This is a genomic window from Salinigranum salinum (assembly GCF_009176545.1).
Taxonomy (GTDB): domain Archaea; phylum Halobacteriota; class Halobacteria; order Halobacteriales; family Haloferacaceae; genus Salinigranum; species Salinigranum salinum.
In genome coordinates this window covers 234,183-254,583 of sequence record NZ_VTOJ01000001.1, presented here as the reverse complement: position 1 = coordinate 254,583, position 20,401 = coordinate 234,183, and the positions used below count along the sequence as shown (strand labels likewise).

General features: G+C 66.1%; 22 protein-coding genes and 1 pseudogene. 11 read left to right on the top strand and 12 right to left on the bottom strand.

Going from position 1 to position 20,401, the window contains the following annotated elements; all coding sequences use genetic code 11:
- Positions 1–156: 156 nt before the first annotated feature.
- The 8 genes from FZP69_RS01170 (at position 157) to FZP69_RS01140 (ending at position 5,178) form a co-directional block, all read left to right on the top strand.
- Positions 157–831 carry a hypothetical protein gene (locus tag FZP69_RS01170; RefSeq protein WP_152039568.1) on the top strand — a complete coding sequence of 225 codons (675 nt, stop codon included), beginning with the start codon at positions 157–159 and terminating at the stop codon, positions 829–831.
- A gap of 365 nt (positions 832–1,196) precedes the next feature.
- A complete protein-coding gene (locus tag FZP69_RS01165; protein ID WP_152039567.1) occupies positions 1,197–1,487 on the top strand; it encodes an antitoxin VapB family protein in 291 nt (96 codons plus the stop codon).
- The gene (locus FZP69_RS22850) at positions 1,477–1,656 is read left to right on the top strand and encodes a hypothetical protein (RefSeq protein WP_204959879.1); all 180 of its coding nucleotides are present in this window, start codon (positions 1,477–1,479) and stop codon (positions 1,654–1,656) included. Before FZP69_RS01165 ends, FZP69_RS22850 begins: the two co-directional genes overlap by 11 nt.
- Before the next feature lie 21 nt (positions 1,657–1,677).
- The gene (locus tag FZP69_RS23350; RefSeq protein WP_394350151.1) at positions 1,678–1,887 is read left to right on the top strand and encodes a type II toxin-antitoxin system VapC family toxin; all 210 of its coding nucleotides are present in this window, start codon (positions 1,678–1,680) and stop codon (positions 1,885–1,887) included.
- A gap of 53 nt (positions 1,888–1,940) precedes the next feature.
- Positions 1,941–2,162 carry an antitoxin VapB family protein gene (locus FZP69_RS01155; protein ID WP_152039566.1) on the top strand — a complete coding sequence of 74 codons (222 nt, stop codon included), beginning with the start codon at positions 1,941–1,943 and terminating at the stop codon, positions 2,160–2,162.
- Positions 2,146–2,544: a PIN domain-containing protein gene (locus tag FZP69_RS01150; RefSeq protein ID WP_152039565.1), complete on the top strand. Its 399-nt coding sequence runs from the start codon at positions 2,146–2,148 to the stop codon at positions 2,542–2,544. Before FZP69_RS01155 ends, FZP69_RS01150 begins: the two co-directional genes overlap by 17 nt.
- 74 nt (positions 2,545–2,618) lie before the next feature.
- Positions 2,619–3,782, top strand: a complete 1,164-nt coding sequence (locus FZP69_RS01145) for a S26 family signal peptidase (protein WP_152039564.1) — start codon at positions 2,619–2,621, stop codon at positions 3,780–3,782.
- 79 nt (positions 3,783–3,861) lie between these two features.
- Complete coding sequence (locus FZP69_RS01140) at positions 3,862–5,178, top strand: DUF5305 domain-containing protein (RefSeq protein ID WP_152039563.1); 1,317 nt, start codon at positions 3,862–3,864, stop codon at positions 5,176–5,178.
- Positions 5,179–5,181: 3 nt separating this feature from the next.
- Here the strand turns inward: FZP69_RS01140 and hisB are convergent, their stop codons facing one another.
- Positions 5,182–5,766: an imidazoleglycerol-phosphate dehydratase HisB gene (gene hisB / locus FZP69_RS01135; RefSeq protein WP_152039562.1), complete on the bottom strand. Its 585-nt coding sequence runs from the start codon at positions 5,764–5,766 to the stop codon at positions 5,182–5,184.
- 347 nt (positions 5,767–6,113) lie between these two features.
- Positions 6,114–6,836, bottom strand: coding sequence for a 1-(5-phosphoribosyl)-5-[(5-phosphoribosylamino)methylideneamino]imidazole-4-carboxamide isomerase (hisA, locus tag FZP69_RS01130; RefSeq protein ID WP_152039561.1), 723 nt, complete (start codon positions 6,834–6,836; stop codon positions 6,114–6,116).
- 186 nt (positions 6,837–7,022) lie between these two features.
- Here hisA and glmM point away from each other — a divergent pair, with 186 nt between their 5' ends.
- The gene (glmM, locus tag FZP69_RS01125; protein WP_152039560.1) at positions 7,023–8,387 is read left to right on the top strand and encodes a phosphoglucosamine mutase; all 1,365 of its coding nucleotides are present in this window, start codon (positions 7,023–7,025) and stop codon (positions 8,385–8,387) included.
- Positions 8,388–8,481: 94 nt separating this feature from the next.
- Here glmM and FZP69_RS01120 read toward each other — a convergent pair whose 3' ends face one another.
- The 6 genes from FZP69_RS01120 to FZP69_RS01095 all read right to left on the bottom strand — a co-directional run bounded on the left by FZP69_RS01120 (position 8,482) and on the right by FZP69_RS01095 (position 13,190).
- The gene (locus FZP69_RS01120; RefSeq protein ID WP_152039559.1) at positions 8,482–8,709 is read right to left on the bottom strand and encodes a hypothetical protein; all 228 of its coding nucleotides are present in this window, start codon (positions 8,707–8,709) and stop codon (positions 8,482–8,484) included.
- Between the two features lie 4 nt (positions 8,710–8,713).
- Positions 8,714–9,868, bottom strand: coding sequence for a DUF7118 family protein (locus FZP69_RS01115; protein WP_152039558.1), 1,155 nt, complete (start codon positions 9,866–9,868; stop codon positions 8,714–8,716).
- The gene (hisI, locus tag FZP69_RS01110) at positions 9,868–10,281 is read right to left on the bottom strand and encodes a phosphoribosyl-AMP cyclohydrolase (protein ID WP_152039557.1); all 414 of its coding nucleotides are present in this window, start codon (positions 10,279–10,281) and stop codon (positions 9,868–9,870) included. The genes FZP69_RS01115 and hisI overlap by 1 nt, the downstream gene beginning before the upstream one ends.
- 320 nt (positions 10,282–10,601) lie before the next feature.
- Entirely contained in the window at positions 10,602–11,630 is a 1,029-nt protein-coding gene (locus tag FZP69_RS01105) for an A24 family peptidase (protein ID WP_152039556.1), read from the bottom strand.
- 392 nt (positions 11,631–12,022) lie between these two features.
- Positions 12,023–12,895, bottom strand: a complete 873-nt coding sequence (gene arsM, locus FZP69_RS01100; RefSeq protein ID WP_152039555.1) for an arsenite methyltransferase — start codon at positions 12,893–12,895, stop codon at positions 12,023–12,025.
- On the bottom strand, positions 12,888–13,190 hold the full coding sequence (locus FZP69_RS01095) for an ArsR/SmtB family transcription factor (RefSeq protein WP_240137413.1): 303 nt from the start codon (positions 13,188–13,190) through the stop codon (positions 12,888–12,890). The genes arsM and FZP69_RS01095 overlap by 8 nt, the downstream gene beginning before the upstream one ends.
- Positions 13,191–13,356: 166 nt before the next feature.
- On the opposite strand from FZP69_RS01095, the pseudogene FZP69_RS01090 reads away from it, so the two are divergent.
- Both FZP69_RS01090 and FZP69_RS01085 read left to right on the top strand, forming a co-directional pair.
- Positions 13,357–13,635: pseudogene (locus FZP69_RS01090) on the top strand (type II toxin-antitoxin system PemK/MazF family toxin); the annotation flags it as partial.
- Between the two features lie 516 nt (positions 13,636–14,151).
- Positions 14,152–15,177 carry a hypothetical protein gene (locus FZP69_RS01085; protein ID WP_152039553.1) on the top strand — a complete coding sequence of 342 codons (1,026 nt, stop codon included), beginning with the start codon at positions 14,152–14,154 and terminating at the stop codon, positions 15,175–15,177.
- A 513-nt stretch (positions 15,178–15,690) separates the two neighbouring features.
- Here FZP69_RS01085 and fer read toward each other — a convergent pair.
- The 4 genes from fer to FZP69_RS01065 form a co-directional block, all read right to left on the bottom strand.
- Positions 15,691–16,080: a ferredoxin Fer gene (fer, locus tag FZP69_RS01080; RefSeq protein ID WP_152039552.1), complete on the bottom strand. Its 390-nt coding sequence runs from the start codon at positions 16,078–16,080 to the stop codon at positions 15,691–15,693.
- A gap of 133 nt (positions 16,081–16,213) precedes the next feature.
- Positions 16,214–17,365 (bottom strand): inorganic phosphate transporter, encoded by a 1,152-nt coding sequence (locus FZP69_RS01075; RefSeq protein WP_152039551.1) that lies wholly within the window; start codon positions 17,363–17,365, stop codon positions 16,214–16,216.
- A gap of 146 nt (positions 17,366–17,511) precedes the next feature.
- Positions 17,512–18,615, bottom strand: coding sequence for an inorganic phosphate transporter (locus tag FZP69_RS01070; RefSeq protein ID WP_240137411.1), 1,104 nt, complete (start codon positions 18,613–18,615; stop codon positions 17,512–17,514).
- A 188-nt stretch (positions 18,616–18,803) separates the two neighbouring features.
- On the bottom strand, positions 18,804–20,099 hold the full coding sequence (locus FZP69_RS01065; protein ID WP_152039550.1) for an O-acetylhomoserine aminocarboxypropyltransferase/cysteine synthase family protein: 1,296 nt from the start codon (positions 20,097–20,099) through the stop codon (positions 18,804–18,806).
- Positions 20,100–20,401: the final 302 nt, after the last annotated feature.

The window sequence follows — 20,401 nt, the reverse complement described above, 5'->3', positions numbered from 1 at the left end:
CCCCGACTCACCGTCCGTTTCACCAGACAGTGGTCCGATGTCGATATGACAGGTCAGTGAATAACCATGTGGGTATGGCACCAGGGGACGAGTGAGCACGGTCGGACGGCCCACGCGGTGGGTGGTCGGCGGTGCGTACAGAGGTTATCCAAGACCATGCAACGACGCAAGTATCTCGCGGCGCTCGGATCGCTCGCTGCCGGCGGGGCGGCGATGACAGGCACTGGTGCGTTTAGTCGAACGAGTGCGACTAGATCGGTTAGTATAGAAGCGTCTGGCGATTCAACTGCTCAGCTGCGTCTCAAACCTGACAGTGATTACGCAACGTACAATAGCGATGGTCTGCTGACCCTCGAACTCGAGAATCTCAATGGGAACGCGGACGTCGAAATAACGGATGTCTTCACGATCGTGAATCAGGGAGACAGACCCGTTGGAATTTTCATCGACGAGGGAAGCCAAAGCTACGCATTCCAGAACGGGAACGGTCCGGCAGAAGAAGCCTCGGAAGCTGGTTCGGACGGGATGTACAATCAGCTCGCTAATGATGGCTTCAATCAGAACGGATGGTTCGACGATGACATCTCCACCGAAGATATCAACGGTCCGAAGGCACTTCCGAGCGCATACCGTGCGTCCTCCACCAATTCAACGAATCGTCCATCGCTTGACCCCTCTGCGTACGACCACGTTCTCGGTGTCGGAGAGTCTCTCAGTCCCGATTGGTACATCTTCGACACGCCTGAAAACCCGTCTGATCTTGACGTGACTGGCAAAATCGTCGTCCTCGCGTACTCGCAAGATTACGTCGACGCTGGTAAGGGCCCGTAGTCGAATCACGAAACTCTGAGCAGAGTATCATTCTCACTACCAGAGTATTTTTATTCAATTACACGAACAGTCAATCAGGCTGTCTAACTGTCGGCTAAACAGATACTTGTCCACGGTCTTGAACTCCTTGCCGTCGTAGTCATTCTCGCACTTCTCATCGGTCAGTTTCTCGGCCAACCCGTCCTCCTCGCGTTCGTCAAGGTCGGAGTTTGTCTCCGACCTTAGAACCCGACGACCGCTTCACCACGTCATGCCAGAGTATGGGTGACTCCCCGAAACGAGACAGTTCACGAACGGTTGAGAGTAAGAGGGTCGCAGGCACAACCCGACCTCTGTTATAACTTTTCTGTGCACAAACACAAAACATGGGGATCAAAACTATCGGGCTCCGGGAGGACGTTTACGAACGGCTCAAGGCTCGCAAGCGCGAGGACGAGAGCTTCACCGACCTCGTCGACCGGCTGATCGACGAGACCACCTCCGACTGGCGGGAGACGTTCGGGACGCTGTCCGAAGCGGAAGCGGCCGAACTCGAACGGGTCGCGGCACGGGCCCGCCAGTCGGCAGGTCACGGCCTCGACGACCGACAACGTCGGGCGATCGACGCGTTCGCCGGTGTCGAAGACCCCGAGGACACGAGCGCCGATGTCTCGTAAACTCCTCGACACGACGTTCCTGATCCACCACTGGGGCGGCCGCGAGTCGGTGAAGTCGTATCTCGAAGCACAGCCCGAGGGAACCGAGTATCTCACCACGACGATCAACCTCAAGGAGATCGCCGTGGGCCGGAAGCTCGTCGACGCGTTCGATCCCATCGAGATCTAGAGACAGTTCGAGTGGGTCGAGATCGTCCCGATAACGACGGGGATCGCGTGGGAGATCGCGGAGATCGAATCGCGACTGCACCGCGACGAGAGCACGAACCGGGATCGGATCAACTCGCTCGCAGGGGACGCCATCGTCGCCGGCGCGGCGGTCGAACTCGACGCGACCGTCGTCACGAACGACGTCGAAGCCTTCCGGGCGTTGGGCGTCCCGACCGAGACGTGGGGGTGACCGGACGCTCGAACAGCATCTACAAGTACGTGTACGTGTAAGTATACTCCGCGATGGCCTCGAAGAACATCACCATCACCGAGGACGCGTACGACCGTCTCGCGGCGCTCAAACGCGAGGGCGAGAGCTTCAGCGAACTCGTTACCCGTCTCACGGAACAGGCCGACCCGATGGCGTTCGCCGGGTCGTGTCCGGGCCTCGGCACCAGGGTAGAAGAGGCCCGCGAGGAACTCGCCGACGACCTCGACGACACGCACGATGAACTGTTTAGATAGCTCCTTTCTCGTGGACTTCCTCGACCCCGAGCAGGGTCACCACAAGGCAGCGAAAGGGTGGATGCGTGAGCGGTCTGACGAACGGTTCGCCGTCCCCGCGATCTGTGCGTTCGAGGTGCTCCGCGGGACGGCTCGCGTCGGCGACGACCGGTTCGATCGGGCCGCCGGCTTCCTCCGGTCCCTCGACGTCCTCGACCTCGGATTGGAGGGAGTGATCGCCGCAGGCAATCTCGACGGTCTGCTCCACGCCGACGGGGTACCCCTCTCCGCTCGTGACACGCTGGTCGCGTCGCCCGCCCGCGAACACGGCTACACGCTCGTCACCCGCGACCGTGACTTCGCGGACGTCCCCGAACTGGACGTCGTGTTCTACGACGAGTAGCGCGATCGGACGGGGAGCACCGGTCATCGGAGCGTTTTTGTCCGACCGAACGAACAGTTCACTCAGCTGTCTGAATGTCGGCCCGTCGAACGCTCGTCCGCGTCGCCGAACTCCTCGCCGTCGTAGTCGTACTCTCGCTCGTCGTCGGCCAGGTGCTCGGCCAGCCCGTCCTCCTCGCGTTCGTCGAGACCGGCAGCATGTCGCCCACCCTGGAACCGGGCGACGGCTTCGTGGCCATCCCGGCACAGCTCACGGGACCACCCGAAGCGGGCGACGTCGTCACCTTCCGCGCCGAAGAGATCCAGGGTGGTGGCCTCACAACCCACCGGGTCGTCGGCGAGACAGAGCGGGGATACGTCACCAGAGGCGACGCGAATCCCTTCACCGACCAAGACAGCGACGAACCACCAGTCAAGGACGCACAGATCGTCGCCGTCGCGTGGCAACCCGGCGGCGAGGTGTTCGTCGTTCCGGGGCTCGGGACCGCCGTCGAGGGGGTCCAGGGCGGGCTCGAATGGGCACAGCGCACCCTCGCCGCGCTGCTGGGCACGCGATCGTTGCTGGGCACGCAAGGAATCGCGTACCTCCTCTTCGGCGCCACCCTGCTGTACTACGTCGTCGGCGAGTTCCTCTCGAAAAACGGGAAGGAGCGGACGCGAGACGGCAGGCGCGGCCGCGACTCGGGCCTCGACCCGCGACTCGTCACGCTCGCGCTCACCCTCCTCCTCGTCGGGGGTGCGACCGCCGCGATGGTCGGCCCTGCCGGCCAGCAGGAGTACGGCGTCGTCAGCGCCGAGTTCGAGTCCGAGCGCCCCACGGTGATCCCGATGGGCGAGTCGAACACGATCCCGTACGCCGTCGGCAACGGCGGCTTCGTCCCGGTGTACGTCTACGTCGAGCCCGCCAGCGAGGGCGTCGCGGTCGAACCCGACCGCCTGCGCGTCGAACGCGGCGAGATACGGAACGCGTCCGTGACACTCTCTGCCCCGCCACGGACGGGCTACTACCGCCGGTTCGTCGTCGAACACCGCTACCTCGCGCTCCTCCCACCCGCCACCATCGACACCCTGCACGCGACCCATCCCTGGGCACCGATCGTCGTCATCGACCTCCTGATCGGCGTCCCCTTCTACCTCCTCGGGATCGGACTGCTGGGACGGGGACGGATCCGACGGCGGTCCCGGGACCGGAAAGCCGGCTCGACGGTTCGCAACACGCTCCGCCGCTGGTCGCCCTGAGCCCCCGAGAGCCGACTCTCAGTCGACGAAATCGGGAGAGAACATACATATACCAGCAGATGACAAGGGTCATTCACGAGTGTCACTCTGGAATCTCCGTCTCCGCGCGCTCCTCCAGCAACAGTTCGTGGTCGTCGCCGTCGCCCTCGTCGTGCTCGGGCTCATCGGCGGCTTCGCCACGTACACGGCGCACGTCGAGCCGGGGACGACCACCGAAGAGCGAGTCGTCAGCACCTGGGAGACCACCGGGGGATTCGACCACTCCGCGACGGTCGTCGAGGAGAACCCGGTGTTCCCCGTCGGGAGCGAACTGGCGGACCGCTCGGTCTACTTCGCACGGCTCGCGCCCGTTCTCGACGGACGGTACGTGTTCGGCTACCGGACGGTCACCGGCGGCGGGGGGGAGTTGACGGCGGAGATCGACCTCGCGCTCGTCACGCGCGGGTCGGAAGGAGGGACGGCCGAAGAGGGTGGCGACGTCCTGTGGGAGACGAGCCGCTCGCTCGGCGAGACGCGGACGGCCACCCTCGGACCGGGCGAGAGCGCGACGGTGCCGTTCTCGGTCAACGTGACTGCGGTCGAAGAACGACGGGACCGGATCGCCGACCAGCTCGGAACGTCGACGGGGACGGTCCGGACGATCGTCCAGGCGTCGGTCAACGTGACCGGGACGGTCAGCGGCGAACGGGTCGTCGACAGCCGTTCGCACACCCTGTCGCTCACGCTCGAGACCGACAGCTACCGGGTCGGATCCGTCGCGGAACCCACACACAGGACCGAGATCACGCAGCCGGTCACCGTCCCGCGGGAGTACGGACCCCTCCGGAGCGTCGGCGGGCCAGTGCTCGTGTTCGTCTCGGTCGTCGGAGTCGTGGCACTCTCCGTGGGTCGGTCGCAAGAGCGTCTCACACTCACGGCCGCCGAGCGGGAGTGGCTCGCCTACCGTGAGGACCGATCGGCGTTCGACGAGTGGATCACCGAGTTCAGCGTCCCGCAGGAGGTGTTCGACCGGCCACGCGCCGAGGCCGCGTCGCTCGGTGACCTGGTCGACTTCGCCATCGACACGGACAGCGGCGTCGTCGAGTCGCCCGACGGCTCGCAGTACCTCGTCGTGAACGACGAGTTCCTGTACACGTACACGGCACCGGAGCCGCCGGAGTCGGTCGAGAGAGCGAGCATCGGCGACAGCGTCACGGACGGCATCGAGTCCGACACCGACGGCGAGACCGACGAGACGGGGGTAGCCCTCGGCCCCTTCGACACGGCACTCGGCCTGGACCCGGACGCGTCGGACGACGGGGACGGGGCCGACGGTCACACGGACGACGCCGGGACCGCGGCTGGAGCCGAGACGGGGAACCTCGCAGCGGACGACTCGGAGCCGAAGACGAACTGACGCTCAGAGGTCGCCCTTCGTGCTGGGCGTGTCCGACCGTCGCTCGTCCAGCCGGGTGGCATCGTCCATCGTCCGAGCGAGCGCCTTGAAGAGCGCCTCGACCTCGTGGTGGGCGTTCTCTCCCTCGACGGAGACGTGGAGGGTGAGCCCGGCGTTCATCGCTAGCGAGAGCGCGAAGTGTCGCGCCATGTCGCTCGTGAACTCGCCGATCGACGCCTGTGAGAAGCCGCCGTCGAACTCGAAGTGGGGGCGACCGGAGACGTCCACCACCACGCTCGCGACGGCCTCGTCGAGCGGCACCGTCCGGTCGGCGAACCGGCGGATGCCACGCTTGTCGCCGAGCGCTTCACCGAAAGCCTCACCGAGGACGATGGCGACATCTTCGACCGTGTGGTGGTCGTCGACGTGGAGATCGCCGTCGCAGTCGACGGTGAGGTCGAAGAGACCGTGTTTGGCGAACGCCTCGAGCATGTGGTCGAAGAAGCCGACGCCCGTGTCGACTGCGGCGTCGCCGTCGCCGTCGACGTCGAGCGTGAGGTCGATCGTCGTCTCTGCCGTCTCGCGGGAGACGGCGGCGGTGCGGGTCATACCTGCGCCGAGGCGGGGCACGAATAAAGAAGGTTCGTCCGCGCCCGGGCGTGGGGCGACGGCAGAGCGAACCGGATCGCGACGCCACTCGTCGGGACGAACGGAGTGGGGTCCATCGGGATGGACCGCGACGACGTCGAAACACGGGTTCGGATGGCCGTCGAGAGGCCGGCACGGTTCGACCGTCGAACCCCTTCGGTTCGAGTCGAACCACGCTGCAAAGAGACACACGTGAGCGCCGAGAACGCCGGACGCACGACGCGCGTCGGACGAACGGCCGACGGGTGACAGACTGGCGAGACGACGCGAGCGGCGCGTGGTTCGAGTCGAAACGGACCCTTCGTCTCCTACTCGACCGCAGTCGTCGCCTCGTCGAGGGTGAACCGTCCCTCGTACAGCGCCGTCCCGACGACGACCGCCGCCGCGCCCGCGTCGCGGAGCGCGCGGACGTCGTCGAGCGTCGCGACGCCGCCGCTGGCGATCACGGGGATCGAGACCGCGTCGACGACCCGTTCGACGGTCGTCGTATTGACGCCCGTCAGCTGTCCCTCGACGTCGACGTCCGTGAAGAGGATGCCGGCGGCACCGAGGTCGGCGTAGCGGCCAGCGGCGTCGGCGGGGTCGATGCCGGTGCCCTCGGTCCATCCCTCGATGACCACTTCGCCCCCCTTCGCGTCGAGCGAGACCAGGACGGAGTCGGGGTGCGTCTCGGAGATCGTGGCGACGATCTCGGGATCGTTCACCGCGGCGGTCCCGAGGATGACACGGTCGACGCCGCCATCGAGGAGGGTTCGCGCGTCAGCGGCGGTGCGGATGCCCCCGCCCAGCTGGACCGGGACGTCGACCGCCTCGACGATCGCCTCGACCGCCGCGGCGTTCTTGCGCTCGCCCTCGAAGGCGCCGTCGAGGTCGACCAGGTGGAGCGTTCGTGCGCCGGCGTCGACCCACCGGCGTGCGGCTTCGACCGGGTCGCCGTAGCTGGTCTCGGTCCCACGCTCGCCCTGGACGAGCTGGACGACCTCGCCGTCCTGCATGTCGACCGCGGGGACGACCTCGAACTCGGGGAACATGCGGTGTCGAAAGCGGGGGTCCGTGGTAAACGCACCGACACGGCATCGTGGGCTGGGCCGGCCACCCCGTGTCGGGGAGACGCCTCGTCGGGGATGTCCCCCCGCCGCCGCGCGGTGTGCAGCGGGGCCGCGACGAGCCAGACCGTTCGGAACGGCTTTGGGGCAGGCCTCCAGATGGGTACCCGAATGAAGATCTTCGGGTCCAGCGGGACACGGGGAGTGGTCGCCGAGGAGCTGACCCCCTCGTTCGTCCTGCGGGTGGCACAGGCCGCTGGGACCGTCTGGAGTAGCGAGCGAGCGGTCGTCTCGCGTGACACGCGAACCTCGGGTGAGATGTTCGAGAACGCCGCGGCCTCGGGGCTGGCGAGCGCGGGGACCGACGTCGACCGCCTCGGCGTCGTGCCGACGCCCGCCGTGGTCCGCTACTGCGAGGTGGAGTCGGTGCCGGCGGTCCACATCACCGCCTCACACAACCCACCGGAGTACAACGGGGTCAAACTGGTCGGCGACGACGGCGTCGAACTCACGGTCGACGTGCTCGAACGGGTCGAGTCGCACGTGCTACGCGAGGAGTTCGCCCTGCAGCCGTGGGACGGCGTCGGCTCGGTCAGAGAGGTCGACTCGGCGAACCGGGCCTACGTCGACGCGGTGCTCGCGTCGGTCGATCGCGAGGCCATCGCCGACGCGGAGCTGACGGTCGCGCTCGATCCGGGTCACGGCGCCGGAGCGCTCACCAGTCCCGAACTCTTCCGTCGCCTCGGCTGCGACGTCGTCACGGTGAACGCGACGCCCGACGGCCACTTCCCCGGCCGTCAGCCCGAACCCGTCGGGAGCCACCTCACCAGCCTCTCTCGGCTCGTGCGCGCGTCGGACGCCGACGTGGGGATCGCCCACGACGGCGACGCCGACCGCGCCGTCTTCGTCGACGAGCGCGGCGAGTTCGTCGACGGGGAGTCGTCGCTGGCGGCGCTCGCGGCCGCGCACCTCTCGCCCGGCGACACGTTCGTCTCCGCCGTCAACGTCTCCCAGCGGGTCGTCGACGCCGTCGCCGACGTCGGCGCGGAGCTCGAACTCACGCCGATCGGATCGACGAACATCATCACGCACATCCGCGCACTGCAGGCACGGGGGGCGACCGTCCCGGTGGCCGGCGAGGGCAACGGCGGGGTCTTCTTCCCCGACTACCGGCTCGTTCGCGACGGCGCGTATACGGGCGCGAAGTTCCTCGAACTCGTCGCCGACCGACCCGCCAGCGAAGTCGTCGCGCCCTACTCGGACTACCACACCGCACGGGTGAACCTCCGATACGGCGCCGAGAACGAACTCACGGCGATGCTGGACGCCGCCGAGAGCTACGCCGAGACGGCGGACGTCGAGCCGAACACCATCGACGGCTACCGGCTGGACTACGGCGACGCGTGGGTGCTCGTCCGTCCCTCTGGGACCGAGCCCGTCGTCCGGATCTACGCCGAGGCGGACGACCCCGACCGGGCGGAGGCACTGGCCGCCGAGGTGGAGGCGGCGCTGACCGACGGCCGCGACGACGCCTGAACCGCCGAGCGGGAGGTAACCGTCGTCGGTGTCGGTCGGGCCGGTGGTCGTCTCGTGGAGACGACCACGAACGTCACGAGAGTCGATCACGACGTCAGACGGAGACGACCACGAACGTCAGGCAGAGCACGCCGAGCACGAGGAACGCGATCCCGCGCGGGATCGATCCCCGCCGGACCGTCGAGGCGTCCCGTCTGCTGCTGCCGAGATACGACACCTGGAGGTCGTGAACCGCCTCCGGTGCACGGAGCCACGCGACCCCGGCCAGTATCGCGGCGACGCCGACGAGCGTGGCGAATCCCGTCACGGGCGTGAGCGACATCCGCTCACTCCTCGGGCGGTTCGGCGTCGAGCGCCGTCTGCAGGCGGTCGCGTTCCTCACGGCGGGCGGCGAGTTCACGCTCGACCGCTCCCGAGGCGAGGCGCTCGCGTTCGGTGTCGGTGAGCTCCGCGCGGGCGACCGCCGCCCGTCTGAGGCGCTCGTAGTCGTCGCGGAAGGTGAGGTTCCGAACCTCGCGGGCGCGAGCGACGACCGACTCGTCGGCGAACCGAGCGACGACGGCGACGAGTTCCCCGGCGCGCCGCCGGAGGTGGCCGGCGACCGGCGGCGGCCAGTCGATCGTGAGCGGGGTCGCGTCGAGGCGGGAGAGGTACGTCTCGCGCGTCGCCACCTCGCGGCGGAAGCGGTCGGGGTCGTCGACGTAGTGGTCGAGCTTCGAGCGCGAGTAGCCGGCGTAGTCGAGGACGGTCCCGAGGGACTCCGTGCCGACGGGTTCCGCGGCGAAGTAGTCGCGCAACGGCGCGGGCGGCGGAGTGAACTCGACCAGCGGGTACGACTCGGTGGTGGCCACGAGGTCGAGCAGGTCGCGGACGCTGGTCTCGCGACGGCAGCGTTCGAACGCGTCGCCGACGGCGTCGTTGTACGCCTCGATCGGATCGCGGAGTTCGTCGGTCGGGGCGTCGAGGTCGGCCTCGCCGAGGTCGACGAGTCGCTCGCACGCCTCGATCTCGTCGGCCAGCGTCGAGAGGCGACGTCTGACCACCCGACGGGTCTCGCGCAGGTGCTCGCGGGCGGCCTCGCGTTCGTCGAGCGTTTCGACGGCGTCGCGGGCGGGCGCGAGCACCTCCCGGGCCTGCTCGAAGTGTCGCTCCGAGAGACGGCGGCGGTCGAGCAGTTCGTTCGCCTCCTCGAACGCCTCGCGGGTCGGCAGCTCGTCGGGGAGATCCTCGACGAGGCTCACGAAGCGTTCCTGGAACTCGACGTACGCCCGGAACTGGTCGGAGCCGGTGCCGGTCGCGGACTCCTCGTACTCCGAGAGGAGATCGGTCGCCGCGTCGTAGGCGTCGGCGACGGCCCGTGCGTCGTCCTCGCCGTAGGCGTCGACGGCTTCCTCGGCCTGTCGGAGCCGCTCGCGCGCGGCGGCGAGGTCGTCGGCCGATACGGGCGAGGAAGATCCGGAGTCCGACACGGACCCCGACATCAGTAGACGTCGTCGGGGTCGAAGACACGGTCGCCGACCACGTCGCCGTCGAGCGTCCGGTAGAAACACGAGCGGTAGCCCGTGTGACACGCCCCGCCGGACTGATCGACGAGGTAGAGGACGGCGTCGCCGTCACAGTCGACGCGGATCTCCTCGACGGCCTGGGTGTGACCGCTCGTCGCCCCTTTCTCCCACAGTTGCTCGCGACTGCGCGAGTAGTAGTGTGCGCGGCCCGTCTCCCGGGTGCGGACGAGCGCGTCACGCGTCGCGTACGCGAGCATCAACACCTCGCCCGTCTCGGCGTCCTGGGCGACCGCCGGAACGAGGCCGTCGTCACCGAAATCGAGGTCGACTCCGACGGCATCGTCCTCGACGGCGGACACGTCCCCGGCGGCGGCGTCTGCGTCGCTCATACCCGGGGTGACGGGCGAACGTCCGATATGTCTTGTGTGTCCGCCGGTTCGCAGGCCGAACCCCGCGAGCGAATTCACGGGAGCGAACGAACGGAGCGCACGCCGGAAGACGCCGAGTCCGTTCCCGAACCGCGACCGCGAGTAGAGCGATGCCCGGTCGGACCCCAGGGTTCAAGAAGGAAGCGGAGGCCACCGGGCACTCGTGTACTGACCGCTGACGGCGGGCAGGTCGCGACGCGACGGCACACCATCCGCCGAGCGAACCCACGATCCGACGAGGGAGACGAGCTGTGCCGTCCGTTCGCCACGGAACAGTCGCGTCAGCCGAGACCGAACGCCGCGAGCAGACCGAACAGCAGGTCGCCGTAGCCGAACGCCACGACGAGGCCGACGAACATCGGAACGAGGAACGGGATCCCGGGCGAGATCCACACGCGATCGCGCGTCGAGACGAGTTCGAGCCCCTCGCGCAACGTCTCGGGCGTCGTCCCGTAGGCAGTGCCCTCGATGCTCCGGAGGAACCGTTCGGCCGCCCAGGGATCGTCGAGCGACTCGTGGCTCTCGGCGGGGACGGAGACAGTCGACTCGGGTCGGTCGACGGTTCCGGCCTCGGCCCCGGGAGTCGGGGCGACACCACCGTCGGTCGCCACCGTGACACGGCCGTCGGTCGGATCGAACGTCTCGCCGACGGTCGCCGGATCGCGGAGTCGGTGGGGAGAGTCGCGGAGCGCCTCGAGTGAGCTACCGCGCCACCGGAGGTACATCCGGAGCGCGTCGATGTCGAGCCCGCCGCGGGTGTAGCCGTCGGGTGTCTCGAACAGCCGACCGTGAGCCTGCGGGAGCGCGGCGACGTCGACGCGACGGCCGAAGAGCATGACGGAGGCGACGTCGCCGGCGAGGAGGTTTCTGACACCGAGAACGAGCGGGTAGCCGACGGCGACGACCACCGTGTTCGTGAGGATCGTGAAGGAGAAGACGCCGAGCGGTGCCTCGACGAGCGGGAGGGCGGCCGTCGAGAGGAAGTACGTCGGGTACGTCGGGAGCAGGAGGGCGAGCGTCATGAGCGCCTTCGCGTCGGCGCCGCCGAACCCACCGAGCCGCCAGAAGAGGTACGAGAAGGGAACGACGAAGACGAGACTGACGCCCACCTGGACGAGGAAGAGACGGTCGTCGAGCGTCGCGGGCGGGACGTGACCGAGGAGGTCCCAGACCAGCAGGACGACGCCGAGTCCCGCCAGTGGGGGCCACAGGCGGTTGGGGACCCGTCGCGTCCGAACGTCCGAGAGGGCCGCCCACCCCAGGACGGGGATGACCACCAGTCGGAGGAGGTCGGGCACCGAAGCGAACATACCGGGGACGAGACGGCGAGGAAAATAGTCGTTTGGGTGGGAAAATCAGCGACGAGAACGGACCGTCCCCCGCAGACCCGTGCCAGCGACCGGCGAACCGCGGAGTGACGCCGTGAGGAAGCGACTCGACGAACTCGACAGACGGGACTGACCGGGACGCCGATGTCGAAAGCGGCCGTGGTGATTCGGCGGCCGCGAGCCCCGCGACCCGAGTCCGTCCGGAGTACGAGACACACCGCGGTCACGAGCGCGAGCCGAAGTCGGAGCCGTACCGTTCGAGGGGACTCACGTCGCGCCGACCACGTCGACGCTGCAAGGGTGACCCGAACCGGCGTGTAGAGACATCTCGTCCGTCACTGCCGGAGCCGCCGAGCTGGTTCTCCGAAGCCCATCTAGGTGCGGGCCGGTTTGACGGCCTCGATGGTCGCCGAAACGACGTACTCGCTCACGTCTCGGTCCGCGTCCCAGTCGCTGATGAACGCCGCGCTCTCCTCGTCGGAGTCGATTCGGATCCGCTCGAAGCCGGCGTTCGAGAGCATTCGCTCCACCTCCGGGATCGGGGAGGCGCCTGCGACACAGGAGGCAACCGAGTCGGGGTCGGCGTGGACCTCGTCCGGGAGTTCGGCGGTCAGCACCACGTCCGAGATCGCGAGTCGGCCCCCAGGGCGGAGCGCACGGTACGCCTCGTGGAACACCTGCTGTTTGTCCGGGGAGAGGTTGACCACGCAGTTCGAGATGACGACGTCGATCGTCTCGTCGGCGACCGGGAGGTGTTCGATCTCACCGAGCCGGAACTCCACGTTCGTCGCGTCGTTCTCGTCGACGTTGTCTCGGGCCGTCTCGATCATCTCCGGTGTCATGTCGACCCCGATGACGTGTCCGGACGCTTCGACCGCCTGGGCAGCGAGGAAACAGTCGAACCCGGCCCCCGAACCCAGGTCGAGAACGGTTTCTCCCGGACGCAAGGCAGCGATCGCGTTGGGATTTCCGCACCCGAGCCCCAGGTTCGCTCCGTCCGCGACGGCGGCTTCCTCCGCTTCGGAGTAGCCGAGCTGGCGAGACAGACTCTCGTCCGAGCCGGCGTCCGAGCCGTCACAGCAGCCCGACGGTCCAGTGGTCGTGGAGCGATCCGGCGTGATATCCGGCGCGCCACAACAGTTCGACGATTCACTCGCGATTCGCGCGTACCGCCGTCTGACGGCCCGGCGCTGTTCGTCGGGTGGGAGTCCATCCGTGGTCGAGTCCGACGTGGTCTGTTCACTCATCCGCGTCACCCCGCGTCTCGTCGAGCGTGTTCAGGAGGGTGGTCGCTCGCGGCGTCGCCGCGTAGTATCGCCACCGTCCCTCTTTGCGTCGGGAGACGAGTCCAGCGGCGTAGAGCCGCGAGAGCGCCTGACTGATGGCGCTCTGGCTGACACCGAGTGCGGGTTCGAGTTCACAGACGCAGACGTCCCCTTCCGTGTCGGCGATCAGTCTGAGCGCCTCGTACCGCGTGTCGTTGCCGAGGGCCGAGAGAACCTGCACGTCCGAGGCGAGTTCCGACTCGGTCAGGGAGTGCACAGCGGTACAGCACTCCCTCTCGGAGCGGACACTGTCGTCCTGATTTCGGGGAGCGATTTCGTGTCTCATTTCAGTAGGTGCTAATATTAGCAGATACTAATATAAACGTTTCCCCGTGGCCGAGCGGCTCTGAACCGTCTCCGGGTTCGGACTCCCGTTTTTCGATGAGAAGACCCGGCCTGCGGTCGTCGTCCAGAACGACGTCGGGAACGCGAATTCGAGTACGACCATCGTCGCACCCGCAACTGGCACGCACCGAGACTACCCGTTCGAGGTGCTGGTCGAAGCAGACGACTCGCCGTTCGAGAAGGACTCGTCGGTTCGTCTGGACCAGATTCAGGTCGTCTCCATCGAGAAGCGGATTCACTCGGTCGTCGGGAGTCTCGACACACGAACGATGGCTCAGGTGGACGACGCACTGAAACTGAGCCTCGGACTCGACTGACAGCGGTCGAGGAGGACGATGTGGGAACACGAAGTCGGCTTCATGTGACTTCTCCGGACAGGCCATCGTCGACGTTCTCCGGACTCGGCTACCGAGACAATCCGAGGCGGATTATGACCGGTACTCATGAAAAGTGATCCGAGGCGGTCCATAGTCACGATCAGGACGAGATCGGTCCCGCCAAGCTGTTTCGGAGAGGGATTGACCTCGATGGGTAGGAGCTTTTTTCAAACGGAATTCGGTCATTCGCTCTCGAGAATCGAGCGTCCCCCGCCGACGTCCACACATCGTCGAACGTCCCCTTCGATGGGGACGACATCGGAATCCCTCGAACGTGACTCTGTTCGCGAGGTCACGGAACGATTCCTTCGCCGTATAATCGTATCGGCGCCGAATTCCGCGGCCAACCATCTGGTCCGTCATCGATTCCTCTGATAGTCGGGGTGTCCCGGACGACCGACTACCAAGCCAGACAAGCGAGTCATATTTTTTCAGTTGGCATGAGAACATTTAGCCATGCTACTATCGACACTCATCCCGGATTTCGATTCAGTGGTTCGATATATAAAAGAGAAGCGGAAAACTCTTGTTGGTGTTTCAATTATCGCGGCCCTATTGTTGTCGATTCTCGGTTACGCCGTGATATTAGTCATTGATTTGATTTCTCAGATCGGTCCTGATCAGTTACTCCCTATTGTTGTCGGAGCGTTTCAATCAACACCCGTCCAAAACGCGGCCGCGACAGTTGCATTGTTGTATTGGGTATACACTCGAATCATACGGAAACACGACGACGACTGGAGAGGTGGCGGATCTCCGGTCGAAGCCGATGAGGAGCATGAACCGTCACAAGAACAGGTCATCTCGGTTACTGTCGAAGTAGAGGGAACGGTCATCGAAACCGATTATGTAACATCCACGCGGATGGACATCGACGAGATAGTTGACAGAATCCATAAAAGTCTCGGAGAAACAGTCGAGGAGTCAATGCGGGATTCGCTTCACAGCGACGAAGATTTCCAAACAGATGGGGGTGGTCCTGAGAAGGCTGCCGAGACGAAGCGAGATCACACACGACCTCAGGGAGTTCCACACGTATTACAGCCTACCGCGGCTTCGCCCATAGATCAAGTCAGTCGGACGGTTCCGATACGGATCATCGTCGGATGGATGTTCGTTAAATCGCTGTTCGACCCGAATCCGACCGAAGTAAATATCACTGTCTACTGGGCGTTCTTTGCGCTACTGCTGGTCGGTGCGTTCATTATTCTCGTTCGTCGAACGAGCCCGGACCCGACTCGTTACTTCCTCACAGACATCCGTAAGTTACCACACGAGCTCGACGATCGTCGCATTAGTCACATGACTCTTTCATTCGTCACGTTAGTTATTTGGGCGTTCTCGCTCGGGGAACCGTTCGATACGCTCCCTTTGTACAGTGAGACTATCGCTACTGCGGTTCTCGGACTCTATACGATCGTATTCCTCCCGAGTCTACTGGGCGATTACCCTCAGGACTCACCAGTGTACTCAACCGGTTGAGTTCCACCGAATCGGATCCTCCCACGGTCGGTTGTGGTGAACCGATAATCCTCTCATACTGACTGCTGTAACTGTTTACCGGTCGATCGGGCGACCGGTAATGACTTGCAGCAGCCAGTGTCCGGTAGACGTTTTACTCCAGAGTTGATACGCGAACTCCGTCAGTAGCCAGGGTTCCAGATCGCGTTGACTCGAGAATCGGTTGCCTCGTTGTCTAGTGATGAACGATGGAAAGTATGTTCACCGATACAACAACTGATCCGCCGAACATTCACTCCTCGCTTCGTCGGCAAGCGAATCGTGTCGGTGCCCTACATACGCGTAAAAGACCGAGATCTTCCGATACCGCTCAATCCGTCCGTCGTACGTCCATTACTGCGTAACTTAACGCGATCTCGGTCGGGGTACCGAACACTCCGTAGATCGTTCGAGTCCGGTGAAATATGGAGAATCGATTTCTGGCGGCCCTCTCTGACAGCGTCCTGGCGTTGAACGCCTGGTTGACCGCGTTCGTTAGATGACGCGGTTCTGCAGGTAGTCGAGGTGCTTGGCGTTGTAGACGATCTGGACCTCGTCCTCGGTGGGGGTGCCGATGCAGGTCAGCCGCACGTTCTTTTCGTCGACTTCCTCGTCGGAGAGGATCTGCTGCATGTCCATGTCGATCCCGCCCTTCGTGAGGATCGCGGCGCAGTTCGCACAGGCGCCCGCACGGCACGAGAAGGGCCAGTCGTAGCCCTGTGCCTCGGCAGCCTCGAGGATGTACTCGCCTTGGTTGACCTCCAGCGAGCCGTAATCCTCGTCGTCGAGGCCGGCGTCGGCGGCCTGTTCGAAGAGGTCGTCGTCGTCCATGTCCCAGCCGTTGTCGTCGAGCACTTCGTAGTTGAGGTATTCTACCGTGGGCATCTCGGCCGAGAGTTGGGAGGCCACGTCATTAGGCTTTGCTGTTCTGTTTCGATTTTTCCGCCGCCGTCTCCGGTTTTGGCCGGCCAAAACCCGGTTGGATGGGCAGATGCACACGGTCCCGGTCGACGTGTGCTCAGAGCGGCACCGTCGAGAAGAGCAGGTACGACGTCACCGCCGACACGGTCGGAGTGAGGAGCCAGAAGAAGATGATGCGTCCCGTCGTCCCGGGGTTGAACAGGTCGTGGGCAGTGAGCGACTCCTCGGGTTCGCCGATGGGTGTGACCTCGTCGGCCGGCTCGGCCGCGAGCGCGTTGACCGACAGCTGCGGCGACTCGCCACGCACGGCCTCGCCCAGCGTGACCGTCCGTGTCGCCCGTCCCCAGCCGAGCCCGACGATACACATCGTCGCCGACACGGCCAGACTCGCCGGGATACCGATGGCCGAGAGAACGGAGATGAACGTCGCGCTCACGGTCTCGACGACGAGCGCTGCCAGGAGCGGGAGTTCCGTGAGATCGTTGCCGACGGTGTCGAGCGTCCGCCGGGCGATGGTGAACGCGCCGAGACCGATCGCGCCTCCGGCGAGGAGGATGCCCGTGTTCATGCTGAGCGCCCCGGAGCCGACGAGCGGGGCGACGGCGTTGGCGACGTTCGACGCCCCCGCCGAAAAGGCCATGTAACAGGCGATGCCCGCGACCAGCACGACGGTTCCGAGTTCGCGCGGCGTCGTCCCGGGGCCGAGCCGGAGCCGTGGAATACCGGATCGGTCGAGTTCGAGCAGCGGCCCGTCCGACCGATCGAGCGAGACGCGGGCGTCGAGGTACGGGTAGACGTAGCGGCCGATGACTGCACAGAGCCAGAAGGCGAGTACTGGGGCGACGATCCACCACGAGACGATCTCAAGCATGACCCCCTCGTCGAGCGTTCCGGTCGCGACGCCGAGACCGGCGATAGCGCCGACCGCGGTCATCGACGTCGACGCGGGCACCCCGAAGACGTTCGAGATGAGGAGCGCGACGCCGACGAAGAAGAGCACTCCCACGCTCGCGGCGAGCGTGAACGCGTCGGGTGGGACGATCTGCCCGCCCATCGTCTCGACGACCTCGCGGCCGACGGTCCACCCGCCGAGGAGCGCGAACGCGGTCATGAGCCCGGCTGCGGCGAGTTTCGAGACGACGTCACTCCCGACGGCCGGCCCGAACGCGACGCCGGTCGAGGAGCCACCGATGTTGAAGCCGACGAAGACGGCCACCCCGACGCCGACGATCAGGAGGAGCGAGAACACGGCGAGGCTTGTCTCCCGGGGGTTTAGTGCGTTGTCGTTCGGCCAGGTCCGGCGGGACGAGTCGAGACGCGTCGCAGCGGCGAGCGCGAGCGGACGCAGGGAGCAGCCTGCTCAGGTGTGGGAACCGGACGGAGTCGAGCTCCCGCTCACCAGACCGAGAAGAGGAGATACGCACCGACCGTCGCCACGGCCGGAACGGCGTTCTGGAGCACGACCACGCGGAGCGTCGCCCAGGGTCGGTAGAGGTCGTCGACCGCGACATCGGGTTCCGTCATCCCCTCGACCACGTCGTCGGCCTCGACGAGCAGTTCGCCCTCAGCACGGGTCGCCCGGCCCCAGCCCAGCCCGACGGTGCTCATCGTGGCGATGACGACGAAGCTGGCGGGGATGCCGATGGCTGACAGCGCCGTCACCAGGCTCGCGCTCACGACGGCGACGACGAGCGCGGCCGCCAGCGGCAGCTCGGTGAGCCCCTCGCCCATCGTGTCGAGCGTCCGCCGGGCGATCGTGAGGGCACCGACGCCGATGGTGCCTGCGGCGAGGAGGATCCCCGCGTTCATCGACAGCTGGCCCGAACCCACCAGCGGTGCGACGGCGTTGGCGACGTTCGACGCCCCCGCCGAGAAGGCCATGAAACAGGCGATGCCGACGACGAGCACGACGCCGGTCGCCTCGCGTCGGGTCGTGTCGTCGTCGAGTCGGGGCGTCGGAACCGTCCCCGACCGGTCGACGGCGAGCATCGACCCCTCGGCGCTGCCGAGCGCGAGCCGTTCGTCGATCGCGTCGTACGCGTAGCGGCCGACGACGCCGCTGACCCAGAACGCCACCAGGGGAGCGACGATCCACCACGAGACGATCTCCAGGACGAGGTCGGTCGCCAGCGCGTCCCGGGCGAGACCGAGCCCGACGATGGCACCGACGGCGGTCATCGATGTCGACGCGGGCACCCCGAAGACGTTCGAGACGAACAGCGCGCCGCCGATGAAGAAGAGCACCCCGATGCTCACCGGCAGGGTGAACGGATCGCCGACGACGAGGTTCGAACCCAGCGTCGTGACGACCCGCCGGCCCACCGTCCAGCCGCCGAGGAAGGCGAAGACGGTCATGAGGACGCCGGCACCGATTTTCGAGACCGCACCGCTCCCGACGGCCGGCCCGAACGCGACGCCCGTGTTCGAGCCGCCGATGTTGAAACCGACGAACGCCGCGACGGCTACTCCGACGAGAAGCAGCAACGGGATCGAAGTCACTGCTCGTGGCTACTCGGCCGGGCGAGTAATAAGATATTGATACGCGATTCGCCGGGCGGGATCCGGCGCGCAGCCGCGCAGTCGGACCAGCGAATCCCGACGACGTGGCCGGTTCGTCCGTGGAAACCGCGACCACGACCGCGAGCTACCGACGAGAACCGCGACCGCGAATCGAGCCCGAGTCGCGGTCAGGACGCCTCGGAGATGGCCTCGTCGAGGTCCGCGAGGATGTCCTCCGGGTCTTCGATGCCGACGGAGAGCCGGACCATGTCGGGGGTGACGCCCGCGGCCTCCTGTTCTTCCTCGGTGAGCTGCTGGTGCGTCGTCGAGGCGGGGTGGATGACCAGCGTCTTGGCGTCGCCGACGTTCGCCAGGAGCGAGGCGAGTTCGACGCCGTCGACGGTGCCTTTCGCGGCGTCGTAGCCGCCGTCCAGCCCGAACGTGATCATGCCGCCGTAGCCGCCGTCGAGATACTTCGAGGCCATGTCGTGCGTCGGGTGGCTCTCCAGTCCGGGGTAGTTGACCCACGCGACGTCGGGGTGGTCGTCGAGGAACTCCGCGACGATCTGACCGTTCTCGCAGTGTTTCTCCATTCGAAGGGGAAAGGACTCCAGTTTCTGGAGCGTGACCCACGCGCCGAACGGCGACTGCTGATTCCCCAGATCGCGGAGGCCGCGAGCGATCGCGGCGTAGGTGAAGGCGGCGTCGCCGAACGTCTCGGCGAAGTTGACGCCGTGGTACGCGGGGTTCGGCTGGGCGATCTCGGAGTACTTCTCGGCGTGCTCGCTCCAGGGGAACGACCCGCCGTCGACGAGCGCGCCGCCGACAGTCGAGCCAGCCCCGTGGAGCCACTTCGTCGTCGAGTCCCAGACGAGATCTGCGCCGTGGTCGAGCGGGGTGCAGAGGTACGGGGTCGCGAACGTGTTGTCGACGAACAGCGGGACGCCGTGGTCGTGGGCGATGTCGGCGATCCGTTCGATGTCGGGTGTGTCCAGCGCGGGGTTGCCGATGGTCTCGAGGTGGACGTAGGCGGTGTCGTCGTCGATCGCCCCGGCGTAGGCGTCGTAGTCGAGCGTCTCCACGAAGCGCGTCGAGACGCCCCGTCGCTCGACGGTGTGGGTGAAGTAGGTGTACGTCCCGCCGTACAGCGAGGAGGCGGTGACGATGTTGTCGCCCGCCTCGGCGAGAAGGAACGTCGCGAGGTCCAGCGAGGCCATCCCCGAGGACGTGACCGCGGCACCGATGCCGTTCTCCAGGGCGGCGATCCGTCCCTGGAGCATCTCGAGCGTAGGGTTCATCAGCCGTGAGTAGATGTACCCCTCAGCCTCGAGCGCGAACTGCGCGGCGGCGTCGTCCGCGTCGTCGAAGACGTACGAGGTCGTCTGGTAGATGGGCGGAGCGCGTGCACCGGTGGCGGCATCGGGGTCCTGGCCAGCGTGGAGACTGCGAGTGTTGAATCCGGGCAGAGAATCGTCGTCGGACATGCGTGGCTTCCGTTCAGACCCCACGTGACGTAAAGATAGGTGTGCGTGGCCGGAACTGCCGGTGACTACGACGGTCCGGGGAGTGCGGGCCCGTGTTGGAGACGGTCGGTCAGAGACTGGATTCGCGTTCGGGAGCGAGACCGTGCGTACTACTGAACGCGTCGGACCTCGTCGTCGGTTCGGTGGTGAACACAGCCGGAGCGCGTGACGCACGGACACAGAGGGGTCTCGAACCGCCCCGACCAGTGGCTCGTGACCAGTACAGCCGGACACTGAACCCGACCACGCGCGTCTCGCAACGT

Excerpts from the sequence above, each read along its gene's own strand:
- FZP69_RS01170 (WP_152039568.1), top strand. The coding sequence starts at position 157 with ATGCAACGACGCAAGTATCTCGCGGCGCTCGGATCGCTCGCTGCCGGC.
- FZP69_RS01165 (WP_152039567.1), top strand. The coding sequence starts at position 1,197 with ATGGGGATCAAAACTATCGGGCTCCGGGAGGACGTTTACGAACGGCTC.
- FZP69_RS22850 (WP_204959879.1), top strand. The coding sequence starts at position 1,477 with ATGTCTCGTAAACTCCTCGACACGACGTTCCTGATCCACCACTGGGGC.
- FZP69_RS01155 (WP_152039566.1), top strand. The coding sequence starts at position 1,941 with ATGGCCTCGAAGAACATCACCATCACCGAGGACGCGTACGACCGTCTC.
- FZP69_RS01150 (WP_152039565.1), top strand. The coding sequence starts at position 2,146 with ATGAACTGTTTAGATAGCTCCTTTCTCGTGGACTTCCTCGACCCCGAG.
- FZP69_RS01145 (WP_152039564.1), top strand. The coding sequence starts at position 2,619 with ATGTCGGCCCGTCGAACGCTCGTCCGCGTCGCCGAACTCCTCGCCGTC.
- hisB (WP_152039562.1), bottom strand. The coding sequence starts at position 5,766 with ATGACCCGCACCGCCGCCGTCTCCCGCGAGACGGCAGAGACGACGATC.
- hisA (WP_152039561.1), bottom strand. The coding sequence starts at position 6,836 with ATGTTCCCCGAGTTCGAGGTCGTCCCCGCGGTCGACATGCAGGACGGC.
- glmM (WP_152039560.1), top strand. The coding sequence starts at position 7,023 with ATGAAGATCTTCGGGTCCAGCGGGACACGGGGAGTGGTCGCCGAGGAG.
- FZP69_RS01120 (WP_152039559.1), bottom strand. The coding sequence starts at position 8,709 with ATGTCGCTCACGCCCGTGACGGGATTCGCCACGCTCGTCGGCGTCGCC.
- FZP69_RS01115 (WP_152039558.1), bottom strand. The coding sequence starts at position 9,868 with ATGTCGGGGTCCGTGTCGGACTCCGGATCTTCCTCGCCCGTATCGGCC.
- hisI (WP_152039557.1), bottom strand. The coding sequence starts at position 10,281 with ATGAGCGACGCAGACGCCGCCGCCGGGGACGTGTCCGCCGTCGAGGAC.
- FZP69_RS01105 (WP_152039556.1), bottom strand. The coding sequence starts at position 11,630 with ATGTTCGCTTCGGTGCCCGACCTCCTCCGACTGGTGGTCATCCCCGTC.
- arsM (WP_152039555.1), bottom strand. The coding sequence starts at position 12,895 with ATGAGTGAACAGACCACGTCGGACTCGACCACGGATGGACTCCCACCC.
- FZP69_RS01085 (WP_152039553.1), top strand. The coding sequence starts at position 14,152 with ATGCTACTATCGACACTCATCCCGGATTTCGATTCAGTGGTTCGATAT.
- fer (WP_152039552.1), bottom strand. The coding sequence starts at position 16,080 with ATGCCCACGGTAGAATACCTCAACTACGAAGTGCTCGACGACAACGGC.
- FZP69_RS01065 (WP_152039550.1), bottom strand. The coding sequence starts at position 20,099 with ATGTCCGACGACGATTCTCTGCCCGGATTCAACACTCGCAGTCTCCAC.